Source organism: Micromonospora sp. NPDC049004, from assembly GCF_040649315.1.
Classification (GTDB): Bacteria; Actinomycetota; Actinomycetes; order Mycobacteriales; family Micromonosporaceae; genus Micromonospora.
In genome coordinates, this window is sequence record NZ_JBEZFG010000005.1 from 121,363 (window position 1) to 135,548 (window position 14,186).

General features: G+C 73.7%; 14 protein-coding genes. 4 read left to right on the forward strand and 10 right to left on the reverse strand.

The genetic code is table 11. The features are described from left to right. Positions 1–21 precede the first annotated feature (21 nt). Positions 22–1,491 carry an NAD(P)H-hydrate dehydratase gene (locus AB0B97_RS16750; RefSeq protein ID WP_357494434.1) on the reverse strand — a complete coding sequence of 490 codons (1,470 nt, stop codon included), beginning with the start codon at positions 1,489–1,491 and terminating at the stop codon, positions 22–24. 54 nt (positions 1,492–1,545) lie between these two features. Further along, positions 1,546–1,914, reverse strand: a complete 369-nt coding sequence (locus AB0B97_RS16755; protein ID WP_234591615.1) for a holo-ACP synthase — start codon at positions 1,912–1,914, stop codon at positions 1,546–1,548. Positions 1,915–2,087: 173 nt separating this feature from the next. On the opposite strand from AB0B97_RS16755, the gene AB0B97_RS16760 reads away from it, so the two are divergent. Both AB0B97_RS16760 and AB0B97_RS16765 read left to right on the forward strand, forming a co-directional pair. Beyond that, positions 2,088–2,384: a hypothetical protein gene (locus AB0B97_RS16760; RefSeq protein WP_357494436.1), complete on the forward strand. Its 297-nt coding sequence runs from the start codon at positions 2,088–2,090 to the stop codon at positions 2,382–2,384. Then, on the forward strand, positions 2,381–3,970 hold the full coding sequence (locus AB0B97_RS16765) for an alpha/beta hydrolase (RefSeq protein WP_357494438.1): 1,590 nt from the start codon (positions 2,381–2,383) through the stop codon (positions 3,968–3,970). Before AB0B97_RS16760 ends, AB0B97_RS16765 begins: the two co-directional genes overlap by 4 nt. 154 nt (positions 3,971–4,124) lie before the next feature. Here the strand turns inward: AB0B97_RS16765 and glmS are convergent, their stop codons facing one another. Next, positions 4,125–6,038 (reverse strand): glutamine--fructose-6-phosphate transaminase (isomerizing), encoded by a 1,914-nt coding sequence (glmS, locus tag AB0B97_RS16770; protein ID WP_234589296.1) that lies wholly within the window; start codon positions 6,036–6,038, stop codon positions 4,125–4,127. Positions 6,039–6,404: 366 nt separating this feature from the next. On the opposite strand from glmS, the gene AB0B97_RS16775 reads away from it, so the two are divergent. After that, on the forward strand, positions 6,405–7,265 hold the full coding sequence (locus AB0B97_RS16775) for an MmpS family transport accessory protein (protein ID WP_357494440.1): 861 nt from the start codon (positions 6,405–6,407) through the stop codon (positions 7,263–7,265). Positions 7,266–7,305: 40 nt separating this feature from the next. Continuing rightward, positions 7,306–8,499, forward strand: a complete 1,194-nt coding sequence (locus AB0B97_RS16780; RefSeq protein ID WP_357494442.1) for a pyridoxal phosphate-dependent aminotransferase — start codon at positions 7,306–7,308, stop codon at positions 8,497–8,499. A gap of 30 nt (positions 8,500–8,529) precedes the next feature. On the opposite strand, the gene glmM is transcribed toward AB0B97_RS16780, so the two are convergent. The 7 genes from glmM to AB0B97_RS16815 form a co-directional block, all read right to left on the reverse strand. Beyond that, the gene (gene glmM, locus AB0B97_RS16785; RefSeq protein WP_357494444.1) at positions 8,530–9,888 is read right to left on the reverse strand and encodes a phosphoglucosamine mutase; all 1,359 of its coding nucleotides are present in this window, start codon (positions 9,886–9,888) and stop codon (positions 8,530–8,532) included. 117 nt (positions 9,889–10,005) lie between these two features. Further along, the gene (rpsI, locus tag AB0B97_RS16790; protein ID WP_234589289.1) at positions 10,006–10,482 is read right to left on the reverse strand and encodes a 30S ribosomal protein S9; all 477 of its coding nucleotides are present in this window, start codon (positions 10,480–10,482) and stop codon (positions 10,006–10,008) included. Positions 10,483–10,502: 20 nt separating this feature from the next. Then, positions 10,503–10,946, reverse strand: coding sequence for a 50S ribosomal protein L13 (rplM, locus tag AB0B97_RS16795; RefSeq protein WP_007465158.1), 444 nt, complete (start codon positions 10,944–10,946; stop codon positions 10,503–10,505). Between the two features lie 209 nt (positions 10,947–11,155). Next, positions 11,156–12,538 (reverse strand): nitrate/nitrite transporter, encoded by a 1,383-nt coding sequence (locus AB0B97_RS16800; RefSeq protein ID WP_357494446.1) that lies wholly within the window; start codon positions 12,536–12,538, stop codon positions 11,156–11,158. Between the two features lie 131 nt (positions 12,539–12,669). Continuing rightward, complete coding sequence (locus AB0B97_RS16805; RefSeq protein WP_234589287.1) at positions 12,670–12,963, reverse strand: hypothetical protein; 294 nt, start codon at positions 12,961–12,963, stop codon at positions 12,670–12,672. Further along, positions 12,953–13,240: a DUF6364 family protein gene (locus tag AB0B97_RS16810; protein ID WP_234589286.1), complete on the reverse strand. Its 288-nt coding sequence runs from the start codon at positions 13,238–13,240 to the stop codon at positions 12,953–12,955. Before AB0B97_RS16810 ends, AB0B97_RS16805 begins: the two co-directional genes overlap by 11 nt. Positions 13,241–13,293: 53 nt before the next feature. Beyond that, positions 13,294–13,989 (reverse strand): methyltransferase domain-containing protein, encoded by a 696-nt coding sequence (locus tag AB0B97_RS16815; protein WP_357494449.1) that lies wholly within the window; start codon positions 13,987–13,989, stop codon positions 13,294–13,296. Between the last annotated feature and the right edge of the window lie 197 nt (positions 13,990–14,186).

Below are 14,186 nucleotides of genomic sequence, written 5' to 3' on the forward strand. Positions count from 1 at the left end.
ACCGGCACCGAACAGCAACGATCAGCCCAGCCGGGCGATGACCGGGCGCAGCGCGGTCGCCACGTCGGGCGCGGTCACCGGACCGCCGCGGGCCGCCTCCCGACCGGCGAGCCCGTGCAGGTACGCGGCCGAGGCCGCCGCCCGGTCCGCCGGCACCCCGGCCGCCAGGAGCGAGCCGAGCAGTCCGGCCAGCACGTCGCCGGTGCCGCCGGTGGCCAGCGCCGGGGTCCCGGTCGGGTTGACGTACGCCCGGCCGTCCGGCGTGCCGATCACCGTGCGGTCCCCCTTGAGTAGCACCACCGCGTTCATCCAGGCGGCCAGCCGCAGCGCGGCCCCGACCCGGTCGGCGCCGGGCTCCTCCCCGCACAGCCGGGTGAACTCCCGGTCGTGCGGGGTGACCACGATCGGCGCGTCCCGGCCGCGCAGCCGGTCGGCGAGCGAGCCGTCCACCAGCAGGGTCAGCGCGTCCGCGTCGAGCACCACCGGCACCGGGGCGGCCAGGACGGCCCGCAGTTCGGCAGCCGCGTCGTCGCCGGTGCCCAGCCCCGAGCCGCACACCCAGGCCTGCACCCGGCCGGCGTCGGCGACCCGCGGCGTGGCGATCACCGAGGGGTGCTGGTGCAGCACCTCGGCCCGTGCGCCACCGGCGTAGCGGACCAGCCCCGTCGGCCCGGCGAGCGCCCCACCGACGGAGAGCACCGCCGCGCCCGGGTACGTCGCCGAGCCGGTCGCCACCCCGACCACGCCCCGGGTGTACTTCTCCGACGCCGCGCCCAGCTCCGGCCACCACTGCACGATGTCGGACCACTCGGTGACCTGGAGCGCGGGGGTGCCCCGCAGCCAGGGCCGCAGCCCGATGTCGACCAGCTCCACCTGCCCGGCCAGGGCGGCTGCCGGTCCGACGACCAGGGCGGGCTTCAACGCGCCGAAGGCCACCGTCACGTCGGCGCGGACCGCGGTGGGCCGGCCGGACGCGGCCAGCGGCACGTGCCCGGTGTCCACCGCCACCCCGCTCGGCACGTCCACGGCCAGCACGGTGGCCCGAGCGCCGTCGCGCCCGCGCAGGTCGTCGAGGCGCTGAACCATCCCGTCGGCGTTCGCCCGCAGTCCGCCCGTGCCGCCGATGCCGACGATGCCGTCGAGGACCAGGTCGACCGGGCCGGTCGGGCGGTCGACGACCCGGCCCCCGGCGGCGCGCAGCGCGGCCAGGCCCGCGGCGTGCGCCCGTCCCGGGGAGATCAGCAGGGCGGACACCTCGACGCCCCGGCGGGCCAGCCGTTCCCCGGCGTAGAGGGCGTCACCGCCGTTGTCGCCCGAGCCGACGAGCAGCAGCACCCGGCCGCCGTACACCCCGCCCCGCTCGGCGAGCAGCAGGGCGGCCCGGCGGGCCAACCCGGCGGCGGCCCGCTGCATCAGCGTGCCCTCCGGCAGGGTGCCCTTCAGCCCCGCCTCGGCCGCCCGTACGTCAGCCGCCCGCCACACCGCTCTCATGTCACCGTGCCCCATTCCGCTCGCGAGTGGGCCGTCACGGCCACCCGGCCGACGTCACCGTTCCGCGACCACCATCGCCGACGCGATCCCGCCGTCGTGCGACAGCGAGAGGTGCCAGTGGTTGATGCCCCGCTCGACGGCCGCCGTCGCGACGGTGCCCGAGACGGTCAGCCAGGGTCGACCGGTGTCATCGGGCACGATCTCGCAGTCGTGCCAGCTCAGCCCGGCCGGGGCGCCGAGCGCCTTGGCGACGGCCTCCTTCGCGGCGAACCGGGCGGCGAGCGACTCGGGCGAGCGTGGGGTGCCGGAGCGGGTGGCCCGCTCGGCCGCGGTGAAGAGCCGGTCGGCAAGCAGCGGCGTCCGCGCCAGGGACCGGGTGAACCGGTCGACCAGGACGACGTCGATGCCGACAGCGACGATCACCAGACCACCCTACCGGCGGCCGGGGCGGCAGATTAGCCGTCGGGCCCGCCGTGGGCAACGCCTGTGGACACACCGGAGTACGACAGCAGCCGGCTGTCCACAGGGCACTCCGGCACGGCTCGGCCCTGCCTAGCGTCAGCGCGTGGATGCCGATCGTGCACGGGGGTGGGGTCATGACCGAGGAGCCGTTCGCCGTCCGGCCGCAGGAGCTGCGCGCCGTGGCCGGTGCGCTCGACGACGAGGCGTACCGGTTGGCGTGGGGCCTGGCCCGGGCGGCCGGCCTGCTGGTGCCGGCGCCGGGTTGGCGGGCCGCGACGGCCCTCGCGGGGCTGGAATCGGCCGCGCACGCGTGGTTCTGCCGGCTGGGGGCGGACGTGGCGCTGACCGCCGGTGGGGTCCGGGCCGCCGCCGAGGCGTACGAGACGGTGGACGACCGGGCCGCCGGCCGGTTCGCCGTCCTGCCCCGGTGAGCGGCGTCGGCTACCGCCAGCTCTGGGCCGCCGATCCGGGCGGCTGGCGGGTGGCCGGGGTGGCCTGGGCCGGGTTGACAGGTCCGGTCGAGCGGCATGCCGACGCGCTAACCGGTTCCGCCGGGCGGTTGCGGGGCGGCTGGTCCGGCGCGGCCGCGGTGGCGGCAGATGCTCGGCTGGGCGGTCTGCGAGGCGAGGTGACCTCGGTGGCGCCCGCGCTGATCGAGGCCGATCAGGTGCTGTCCGAGCTGGCCGGGTGCCTCCTGGTGGCGAAGGCGCGGCTCGCCGAGGCGGTCGCCCGGGCCGACGCGGCCGGCCTGGTGGTGGACCGGTCCGGTGCTGTGCACGTCGATCCGACTCGCCTGCGACCGACCGAGCGGGCCGGCGCGGCCCAAGCGGGCGCGGGGGCGGCTCTGCGGAGAGCGCTGGAGTTGGCCGACGCGGCGGACCGGCAGGCCGCCGACCGGTTGGACGAGCTGGCCGGGGCCGCCGGCACCGGTTGGGCGTCCCCACCGCCGCCCGGCCGACCGGCCGCCGGAGCGACGCCGGCGCTGGTGCGAGCCTGGTGGTCCGGGTTGACCCCGGCACAGCGACGGTGGCTGGTCGGGCACGAACCGTCCCTCGTCGGCGGCCTGGACGGGGTGCCGGTGGCCGCCCGCGACCAGGCCAACCGCCTGCTCCTCGGCGCGCGACGCGCGGAGTTGCTGGCCGAACGTCGACGGCTGCTGGCCCGGGTGCCGCCGGGGCCGCTCGCCTCGCTGCGGCTGCGCGGGGTGGCGGCGCGGCTGGCCGGCCTGGACGCGCTGGCCGAGCGCCTGGCGACCGGGGAGCCGCGGGCGTACCTGCTGGGGCTGGACCCGGCCGGTGAGGGTCGGGTGGTGGTGGCGCTCGGCGACCCGGACCATGCCGACCGGGTGCTGACGTACGTGCCGGGAATGACCGCCGGCCTGGACGACGCCCCCGGCGAGCTGGGGCGAGCGGCCCGGGTGCTGGAGCGCTGCGCGACGCTCGCGCCGGGTGAACGCAGCGCGGCGGTGCTGTGGCTGGACTACGACGCACCGGACTTCCTGACCGAGGCGGCGTCGGCCGACCAGGCCCGGGACGCCGGCGGGGCGCTGCACCGCTTCCAGGAGGGGTTGCGCGCCACCCACGAGGGGCCGTCGGCGCGGCAGACCGTGCTCGGGCACAGCTACGGGTCGCTGGTGGTGGGCATCGCCGCCCGGGAGCACGGGTTGGCGGCCGACGCGTTGATGTTCGTCGGCTCACCGGGGGTCGGTGCGGAGCACGCGGTCGAGCTTGGCGTCCCGGCCGCCGAGGTGTGGGCCAGCAGCGCTCCGGACGACGTGATCCGCCTGGCCCGGCCGGTGGACGAGCTGGGCCGCCGGGCCCTGCTGGGCGCCGCTCCGCTCGCGGCCGTGCCGGGGTGGCCGGATCGGACGGACCACGAGCTGTGGTTCGGTCACGACCCGGCGGACTCCGGGTTCGGCGGCCGGGTGTTCCCGAGCGGTCGTGGCGGGCACACCGGCTACTGGGAGCCGGGCAACCCGGCGCTCGACGGGATGGCCCGTGTGGTGCTGGGCCGCTGACGACGCGCCGTCGACGCTCGGCCGCGCCGGCTCGGCACCGCGCACACCATGGGACCCCGGACACTGCTGGGCCGCGCCGGGTCGGCACCGCGCACACGACGGGGCCCCGGGCACCGCGGGTGCGGTGCGCCGGGGCCCCGGACGTGGGCGGCGACTACTCGACGGTTACCGACTTGGCCAGGTTGCGGGGCTGGTCCACGTCGTGCCCCCGGGCGGCGGCGATCTCGGCGGCGAGCACCTGCAGCGGCACCGTGGTGACCAGGGGGGCCAGCAGGGTCGGCGTACGCGGCACGTAGATCAGGTGGTCGGCGTACCGGACGACTGCCTCGTCGCCCTCCTCGGCGATCACGATGGTCCGCGCGCCACGAGCCCGGACCTCCTGGATGTTGGAGACGACCTTGTCGTGCAGCATGCCGCGGCCCACCGGCGACGGCACCACGCAGATCACCGGGGTGCCCTTGTCGATCAGGGCGATCGGGCCGTGCTTCAGCTCACCGGCGGCGAAGCCCTCGGCGTGCATGTACGCCAGTTCCTTCAGCTTCAGCGCGCCCTCCAGGGCCACCGGGTAGCCGACGTGCCGGCCGATGAACAGCACTGTGGGCTCGGACTTCAGGTCCCGGGCCAGCTCGCGGACTCCCTCGATGCGGTCCAGCAGCTCACGCAGCTTGCCCGGGATCTCCTGGAGCTGGGCCACGACCGCGCCGACCTCGTCGGCGAACTTGATCCCGCGCACCTGCGCCAGGTGCAGGCCGATCAGGTAGCAGGCGACGACCTGGGTGAGGAACGCCTTGGTGGACGCGACGGCGATCTCCGGCCCGCCGTGGGTGTAGAGCACGGCGTCGGACTCGCGGGGGATGGTCGAGCCGTTGGTGTTGCAGATCGCCAGCACCCGGGCCTTCTGCTCCTTGGCGTGGCGCAGCGCCATCAGCGTGTCCATCGTCTCGCCGGACTGCGAGATCACCACGATCAGCGTGGACCTGTCGAGCACCGGGTCGCGGTAGCGGAACTCGCTGGCCAGCTCCACCTCGCAGGGGATCCGCGTCCAGTGCTCGATGGCGTACTTGGCGACCATGCCCGCGTGGTACGCGGTGCCGCAGGCCACGATGAAGATCTTGTCGACGTCGCGCAGATCCTGGTCGCTGAGGCGGACCTCGTCGAGGGCGATCTCACCGGTCTCGGTGAGCCGGCCGAGCAGCGTGTCGGCGATGGCCTGCGGCTGCTCCTCGATCTCCTTGAGCATGAACCAGTCGTAGCCACCCTTCTCGGCTGCCGACGAGTCCCAGTCGATGTGGAAGTCCTTGCCGCTGGCGGGCTGACCGTCGAAGTCGGTGATCTCGATGCTGTCGCCGGTGATCAGGACGATCTGGTCCTGACCCAGCTCCACGGCCTCGCGGGTGTGCTCGATGAACGCGGCCACGTCGCTGGCCAGGTAGTTCTCCCCCTCGCCACGGCCGACGACCAGCGGCGAGTTGCGCCGGGCGCCGACGACCGCACCGGGCACCCCGGCGTCGACCGCGAGCAGGGTGAACGCGCCCTCCAGCCGCTGGCACACGACGCGCATGCCGGCGGCGAGCAGCTGCGGACCGTCCGGCTGGCCGGCGGCGCGCAGGTCGGCGAGCGCGGCGGAGAGCAGGTGCGCGGCGCACTCGGTGTCGGTGTCGCTGGTGAACTGGACGCCGTCGGCCTCCAGCTCGGCGCGGAGCTTGGCGAAGTTCTCGATGATGCCGTTGTGGATCACCGCGACGCGACCGTCGGGGGCCAGGTGCGGGTGCGCGTTGCGGTCGGTCGGGCCGCCGTGGGTGGCCCACCGGGTGTGCCCGATGCCGGTGGTGCCGTCACCGATGCCGATGGGGCTGGCCGCGCAGGAGGTCGGGTCGTCGGCGGCGCGCTCGGAGAGCACCTTCTCCAGGTTGGAGAGCTTGCCGGCCTTCTTCTCGGTCAGCAGTTGGCCGTCGCAGACGATCGCCACGCCCGCCGAGTCGTAGCCCCGGTATTCCAGCCGCCGCAGCCCGTCGAGCACGATGCCCAGTGCCGGGCGCGCGCCCGCGTATCCCACGATTCCACACATGGCCCGCAGCCTAACCCAGTTTCGCTCAGTGTGGGTGCTCGAAAGTCGGCTAAACAAGCACCGAATTTGAGCGATCGGTGGCTGGCGGACAGTAATGGGACGAGTGTCACGGGACCGGTCGCGGTGCCACCGACCCGACGGGGTTGCGGACGGCCAGCGGGTACGACAGTCTTCCGGCGGGCTCGGCGCGCGCTCCCCCGGCCCGTTGGCCCATACCCACTCCCGCCCGGAGCAGCCATGTCCGACGCGCCGCCGCCCGAGGCGTCCCCGACGCCACCCCCGGAACCAACCCCTACGCCGCCGGATCCGACTGCGGGACAGCCGCCGACGCCGCCGTCCGAGTGGGCCGCGCCGGGCTCCTTCCCGATGCCCGATCCACTGGCTCCGGGCCAGCCCTGGGCGCCGCCGGCGCCGTGGACACCCGCGTCGCCCTCGGCGCCGTGGACACCCGATCCCGCCGGAACCGGGTGGACGCCCACCGCGGCGACCCCCTGGCCACCACCCCCGTCACCGGAGCCCACGCCGGCCGGCTATCCGCAGCCCGGCTATCCGCAGCCGGGTTACCCGCCGCCGGGCTATCTCTACCCCGGCTATCCGCCGCCGGGCTACCCGCCGCCGGGCTACCCGCCGCCGGGCTACCCGCCGCCGGGCTATCTCTACCCGGGCTATCCGCCGCCCGGCCGGCCCTCCGGCAACGGTCGGGTGGTCGGGATCGTCGCCGCTGTCGTCGCGGCGCTCGTCCTCGGCGCCTGCGGCTGCTTCTGCGTGGGCGGACCCCTGCTCGGCCAACTGCTCCCGGACACGGTGGCCGAGGACCCGTACGACACCGGCCCCTTCGACGACGACGGCTGGCCGCCGAGCGCCGCGCCGGAGCCCACCGCGCCCACCGATCCCGAGACCACCACCGCGACGCCCACCAAGAAACCGATCACGCGCCCCACGTCGGGGCCCGCGCCGGTGACAGTGGTCTACCAGGTGTCCGGCGCGGGTGAGGCGGACATCGCCTACTACGACGCCGAGAGTGACCTCATCCACGTCGACAGCGCGAAGCTGCCCTGGCGTACGACGATCCGCACCAACGGCCAGAGCCGGATCATGGTGGAGGCGACCTGGCCCGACGGCGTGGCCGAGAAGCCCCTCGACTGCACGATCACGATCACCGGCGTCGGAAAGCCGGTGATCGACAAGAGCCAGGGGTACTGGATGACCCGCTGTGAGCCCGAGTGAGGCTGGGGTTGCGCCGGCGGGTGCCCGTAGGCTGGCGCAGGTGACGACGAGCACCGATGTCGACCCGCTGGTGGCCCGGATGCGGCCCTTCGGCACGACGATCTTCGCCGAGATGTCCGCCCTCGCCGTCCGGACCGGGGCGGTCAACCTGGGCCAGGGCTTCCCGGACACGGACGGCCCGCCGGAGATGCTCGCCGCCGCCGCCGCCGAGGCGCTGCGCGGCGGGCACAACCAGTACCCGCCCGGCCCGGGGATACCCGCCCTGCGCGCGGCCGTCGCGGCCCATCAGCGGCGGTTCCACGACCTGTCGTACGACCCGGACGGCGAGATCGTGATCACGGCGGGCGCGACCGAGGCGGTGGCGGCCAGCATCCTCGCGCTGTGCGAGCCGGGCGACGAGGTGGTCTGCTTCGAGCCGTACTACGACTCGTACGCCGCCTCGATCGCGCTTGCCGGCGCGGTCCGGCGGCCGGTCACGCTGCGTCCCGCCGCGGACGGTCGGTACGCGTTCGACCCGGCGGCGCTGCGGGCGGCGTTCGGGCCGCGCACCCGGCTGGTGCTGCTCAACTCACCGCACAATCCGACGGGCAAGGTGTTCACGCCGGCCGAGCTGGCGCTGGTGGCCGAGCTGTGCCAGGAGTACGGCGCGTACGCGGTCACCGACGAGGTCTACGAGCACCTGGTGTTCACGGACGCGTCCGGTCCACACGTGCCGCTGGCCGCGTTGCCCGGGATGCGGGAGCGGACGCTGCGCATCTCGTCGGCCGGCAAGACGTTCTCCTGCACGGGCTGGAAGGTCGGCTGGGTGAGCGGCCCGGCGGCGCTGGTCTCGGCGGTGCTGCGCGTGAAGCAGTTCCTCACCTACGTCAACGCCGCCCCGCTGCAACCGGCGGTCGCCGTGGCGCTGGCCCTGCCCGACGACTACTACACGGGCTTCCGCGACGGGCTCCAGCAACGTCGCGACCAGCTCGTGGGCGGCCTCACCGACGCCGGGTTCGAGGTGCTGACGTCGGAGGCGACGTACTTCGTCACCGCCGACATCACGCCGCTCGGCGGCTCCGACGGGGTCGAGTTCTGCCGGTCGCTGCCGGAGCGCTGCGGCGTGGTGGCCGTGCCGACCCAGGTCTTCTACGACGATGCCGAGGCCGGCCGACGACTGGTCCGGTTCGCGTTCTGCAAGCGCCCGGAGGTGTTGACCGAGGCGGTCACCCGGTTGCGCGCCCTGACCCGCTGACGCGCCGGGCGCGAGCCCCGGTCCACTCGACTACGACCCGACGGGGCTGGCCGTACGCACCAGGGCGGCGATCCGCTCGGCGACCTCGCGGGCGGTCGCCTCGGTGGCGGCCTCGACCATCACCCGGACCAGGGGCTCGGTGCCCGACGGGCGCAGCAGCACCCGGCCGGTCTCGCCCAGCTCCGCCTCGGCCCGCTCGACCTCGGCGCGGACGGCCGGCGCGTTCGCCCCGACGGTACGGTCGCCGACCGGCACGTTGATCAGCACCTGCGGCAGCTTGGTGACCACCGAGGCCAGCTCGGCGAGGGTCTTGCCGGTCGCGGCCATCCGGGCCATCAGGTGCAGGCCGGTGAGGACCCCGTCGCCGGTGGTGGCGTGCGCGGGCATGACGATGTGGCCGCTCTGCTCGCCGCCGAGCGCCAACTCCGAGGCGCGCAGCTCCTCCAGCACGTACCGGTCGCCGACCTTGGTCTCGATCAGCCGGATGCCCTGCGCGGACATCGCCAACCGCAGGCCGAGGTTGCTCATCACGGTGGCCACCAGGGTGTCCTGGGTGAGCGTGCCGGCGTCGCGCATGGCCAGCGCGAGGATCGCCATCACCTGATCGCCGTCGACCTCGTCGCCGTCGGCGGTGACCGCCAGGCAGCGGTCGGCGTCACCGTCGTGGGCGATGCCCAGGTGGGCGCCGTGCTCGACGACGGCCTCGCGCAGAGCCTCGATGTGGTTGGAGCCGCACTCGTCGTTGATGTTCAGCCCGTCGGGCTCGGCGTGGATCGCGATGACCTCGGCCCCGGCCTCCCGGTACGCGACGGGGGCGACCTCGGCGGCGGCGCCGTTGGCGCAGTCGACGACGACCTTGATCCCGTCGAGCCGGTGCGGCACGGTGCCGACGAGGTGCTGGACGTAGTGGTCCGCCCCGTCGAGCAGGTCGTGCACCCGGCCGACGCCGGCGCCGACCGGCCGGTCCCAGGCAGTGGTGGCGTTCGTCTCGACGGCCGCCTCGATCCGCATCTCGATCTCGTCGGGCAGCTTGTGGCCGCCGGCGGCGAAGAGCTTGATGCCGTTGTCCGGCATGGGGTTGTGCGACGCGGAGAGCATCACCCCGAGGTCGGCCTTCGACTCGGCGGTGAGGAACGCCACGGCGGGGGTGGGCAGCACGCCGACGCGGACCACGTTGGCGCCCGCGCTGGTGAGCCCGGCCACGACGGCGGCCTCCAGCATCTCGCCGCTGGCCCGGGTGTCCCTGCCGACAACGGCGAGCGGCGGGTGGCTGCGGTCCGTCTCGGCGAGTGTGTGCGCGGCGGCCACGGCGAGTGCGAGCGCCAATTCGGGTGTGAGATCCGCGTTCGCCCGCCCGCGTACGCCGTCCGTGCCGAACAACCGACCCATACCCGCCAACCTCCGATGAGCACTACCGAGAAGGAGAAAGCGGAACGGCCGGACCACCTCCCCGGTCGAGGGGAGGCGGACCGGCCGTCCGTCAGAAGTACAACGCGCTGGGAAAGATCAGCGCTTCGAGTACTGGGGAGCCTTACGGGCCTTCTTGAGGCCGTACTTCTTGCTCTCCTTGACCCGGGCGTCCCGGGTGAGGAAGCCGGCCTTCTTGAGGGCCGGGCGGTCGTCCGGCTCGTTGATGATCAGCGCGCGGGCGATGCCCAGCCGGAGCGCACCGGCCTGGCCGGTGGTGCCGCCGCCACGCAGGTTGGCGATGACGTCGAACTGCTCGAGCTTCTCGGCGGTGACCAGCGGGTCCTTGATGAGCTGCTGGTGCACCTTGCTCGGGAAGTAGGCCTCGAGGTCCTGGCCGTTGCAGGTGATCTTGCCGGTGCCCGGGACGATGCGGACCCGGACGATGGCCTCCTTGCGGCGGCCCACGGTCTGGATCGGCCGGTCACCACGAGGCGCGCGGGCGACGGGCGCCGGCGCCTCGGTGGCCTCAGGGGCTTCCGGGGCAACCTCGGTCTCGGTGGTGATGTCGGTCATGCTGCTTCCTTCGCCCGCGCTCACTGCGCGATCTGCTTGATCTCGAACGGCACCGGCTGCTGCGCGAGGTGCGGGTGCTCGGCACCGGCGTAGACCTTCAGCTTCTTGATCAGCTGACGGCCGAGCTTGTTGTGCGGGAGCATCCCCTTCACGGCCAGCTCGATGGCCCGCTCGGGACGCTTGGTCAGCAGCTCGTCGTAGCCGACCTGCTTCAGACCACCCGGGTAACCCGAGTGGCGGTAAGCGACCTTGGTCTGGCGCTTGTTGCCGGTCAGCGCAACCTTGCCCGCGTTCACGATGACGACGAAGTCGCCCGTGTCGACGTGCGGCGCGAAAGTCGGCTTGTGCTTACCACGCAGCAACGTGGCGGCGTGGGTGGCCAGGCGGCCCAGCACGACATCAGAGGCGTCGATGACGTGCCACTGACGCTCGATCTCACCCGGCTTCGGGCTGTACGTACGCACAGGTCTACCTTGTCTCGTCGTCGGTCTGGGGTCGCGCGCCGAGGTGACCAGATCTAGCAGGCCGGACCAGCGCGCACGAACGACCAAGCGTACCTGATAGGGCACGCCTCTGGATGTCGTACAACAGCAGGCAACGATACCCGGCGCCCCATCGGCAGGTCAAAACGGGGGTGGGATGCCGCGCGGCGACGCGCCGACCATGACCCGGATCACACCCCGGCGAGCCGGTGGGACCCCGGACGACGGTAGACGAACCAGGTCACCGCGAAGCACAGCGCGTACCAGCCGATGAACGCCAGGTAGGCGGCATCGGCGTTGCCGGAGCCGAGGAACGACTGGCGGAAGGCGATGTTGACCAGCACTCCGCCGGAGGCGCCGATCGCCCCGGCGATGCCGATCAACGCGCCGGTCATCCGCCGGGCCCACCGCGCGGCGGCCTCCGGGTCACGCGTGCCGGCGGCCACGGCGTCGGCCGCCCGGGCCCGGAAGATCGCCGGGATCATCTTGTACGTGGAGCCGTTGCCGACGCCGGAGAAGACGAAGAGGGCGAGGAACCCGGTCAGGTAGAGCCCGAACGAGCGCTCCCGGGCCGCGTACAGCACCGTGCCGGCGCCGATCGCCATCGCCACGAAGTTCCAGAAGGTCACCCGGGCCCCGCCGAGCCGGTCGGCGAGATGGCCACCCAGCGGCCGGATCAGCGAGCCCACCAGTGGCCCCAGGAAAGTCAGCCAGGCGGCGTCGACGGCTGTGGGGAACCGCTCGGCGAACTGGAGCTGGAGCACCTGGCCGAACGCGAAGCCGAACCCGATGAACGAGCCGAAGGTGCCGATGTAGAGCAGCGACATGACCCAGGTGTGCGGGTCCCGGGCAGCCTCGCGCAGCGCCCCGGGCTCGTTGCGCGCGCCGGGCACGGTGTCCAGCCAGCGGGCCGCCGCCAGCGCGGCCAGCACGATCAGCGGCAGGTAGACCGCGGGCACCAGCCGGGGGTACGCGGCCCCGGCGGTGGCCAGGACCGCCAGCCCCACCAGCTGCACCGCGGGCACCCCGAGATTGCCGCCGCCGGCGTTGAGCCCGAGGGCCCGCCCCTTGAGCCGGGACGGGTAGAACAGGTTGATGTTCGCCATCGAGGAGGCGAAGTTGCCGCCGCCGACGCCGGTGAGGCAGGCGAGCACCATCAGCGTGGAGTAGGACACCCCGGGTTCCAGCAGCACAGTCATCGGCACCGTCGGGACCAGCAGCAGCAGCGCGCTGATTGTCGTCCAGCGCCGCCCGCCGAAGCGGGCCACCGCCAGGGTGTACGGCAGCCGCAGCACCGCCCCCAGCGCGGCCGGCACGGCGGTGAGCAGGAACTTCCCGGCCGGGTCGATGCCGTACGCGGGGCCGAGGAAGAGCACGGTCACCGACCAGAGGCTCCACACGGAGAAACCCACGTGCTCGGCGAAGATCGACACCCAGAGGTTGCGGCGGGCGATGGGTGCGCCTGTCGTACGCCAGAAGTCGGGATCCTCGGGCCGCCAGTCGTCCAGCGGGCGCCGACGTCCGGCGACGGCAGGTGGCTCGGCGGTGACTGCGGTGCTGGTGAGCGTGCTCACGGCGGCTCCTCCTCGTCGATGCGACGAGGAGGAACGCTAGGAAGGCGGGGTTACCTGGCAGTGCCCGTCACGGGTCGGCCCGGATACGCCTACCGCACCACGGGCCGGCGGCGGTGGTGAGGTCCGGTGGCTCAGAGCTGCTGGAGGATGCGCAGGGCGCGGCCGACCCGGAGCATGGTGTCGGTGTCGGCGACGTCCACGCAGTCGGTGAACCACTTCTTCATCGGTGCGGAGATCCGGTCGGGCATCACCACGTACCGGCCCATCGGCACGGCGAGGGGCGAGTCGCGCAGGAGCGACTCCTCGACCACCTCGACGACGATCACGATGGGCACGTCGGTGGAGTTGTAGACGTCCGAGCTGATCACGAGCCCGAGGCGTTCCCGGGCGCCCTCGATGCGCCAGACCTCACCCCTACGCAGCACTTGGCCGTCCGCCGGAGAAGAGGTCGTTGACCATGCCGACCTCGCGGGCGTCGGCGAGGGCGGCGGACTCCAGGTCGAGGCCGGCACGGCCCACGGCGGCGGCGTGCGCGGTGAAGACCTCGCGCAGCGCCTTCTCGCGGGCGGCCTGGTCCATCCACGCCGAGAGGGACAGCCCTTCGCGCTTGGCGAAGCGTCGGGCCTCCTCGATCGTCTCGTCCGTGAACGACAGCGTCACCTTGGCAGTCATGCCGCTGAGACTACCCAGCGGTATGACCATCAGTCATCCACGCGCCGGCCGGCTCGTCCCCGGCCGCCGAAACGCACATACCGTCACCGGGCCCGGCCGCCGAACACGGCGAAGCGCCACTCCTTGACGTAGCAGTCGACGTCCACCAGGCCGGCCTCGCCGAGCCACCGGCACTGGTCGGCGACTGTCGCCGGCAGGTCGTGCCGCATCCGCTCCCGGGAGGCCGCGATCTCGTCGGGGGACGCGCCCAGCTCGGTGATCCGCGCCAGCCACACCTCGTCGTAGCGCCGGTCCAGAGCCGGCGTCGGACCGGCCACCTGCTCGGCGTTGACGAACACCCCGCCCGGCGCCAGCGCGGCGGCGGCCCGCCGGTAGAGCGCCCGCTTGCCGTCGTCGTCCAGGTGGTGGATCGCCAGCGCGCTGACCACCGCGTCGTACCGCCCGGGCGGCAGCTCGTCGGACAGGTCGGCGCGCACGCTCCGGTGCGGCACGCCCCGGTCGCGCAACTGTTCGGTGGCGCGGGCGAGCATGGCCGGCGCACCGTCCACCAGGGTCAGCCGGACCCCGGGCACCGCCGCGGCGAGCAGCAGCGAGAGCAGGCCGGTGCCCGCGCCCAGGTCCAACACCTCAGGTGTACGACCGGCGGCCAGCGCGGCGCGCAGTGGTGGCGCCGCCACCTCGACCGCTGCTCCGTAGAAGGTGTCGAAGCAGGGAATCAGCCGCCGACGCGCCTCGTCGTAGGTGCCGGCCACCGCGTCGAAGACGTCCGTCACGCTCATCGCCACTCCCATTTAGTGAGACAACTTTCCCACATACTAAGCGACGGGCGTGGGGTCGGCACAGCACCGACCGCTGGATGGGACGCGGGCGGCGCTCGCCACGGGCGGCGGACGGCAGGTCGGCGGACCGACCCACCCGTCACGTCCGCTGCCCCTGTGCGGTGTGAGCCCCACTTGACAGGACCGAAACAGAAGAG

Excerpts from the sequence above, each read along its gene's own strand:
- AB0B97_RS16750 (WP_357494434.1), bottom strand. The coding sequence starts at position 1,491 with ATGAGAGCGGTGTGGCGGGCGGCTGACGTACGGGCGGCCGAGGCGGGG.
- AB0B97_RS16760 (WP_357494436.1), top strand. The coding sequence starts at position 2,088 with ATGACCGAGGAGCCGTTCGCCGTCCGGCCGCAGGAGCTGCGCGCCGTG.
- glmS (WP_234589296.1), bottom strand. The coding sequence starts at position 6,038 with ATGTGTGGAATCGTGGGATACGCGGGCGCGCGCCCGGCACTGGGCATC.
- AB0B97_RS16775 (WP_357494440.1), top strand. The coding sequence starts at position 6,405 with ATGCCCGATCCACTGGCTCCGGGCCAGCCCTGGGCGCCGCCGGCGCCG.
- glmM (WP_357494444.1), bottom strand. The coding sequence starts at position 9,888 with ATGGGTCGGTTGTTCGGCACGGACGGCGTACGCGGGCGGGCGAACGCG.
- rpsI (WP_234589289.1), bottom strand. The coding sequence starts at position 10,482 with ATGACCGACATCACCACCGAGACCGAGGTTGCCCCGGAAGCCCCTGAG.
- AB0B97_RS16810 (WP_234589286.1), bottom strand. The coding sequence starts at position 13,240 with ATGGTCATACCGCTGGGTAGTCTCAGCGGCATGACTGCCAAGGTGACG.
- AB0B97_RS16815 (WP_357494449.1), bottom strand. The coding sequence starts at position 13,989 with ATGAGCGTGACGGACGTCTTCGACGCGGTGGCCGGCACCTACGACGAG.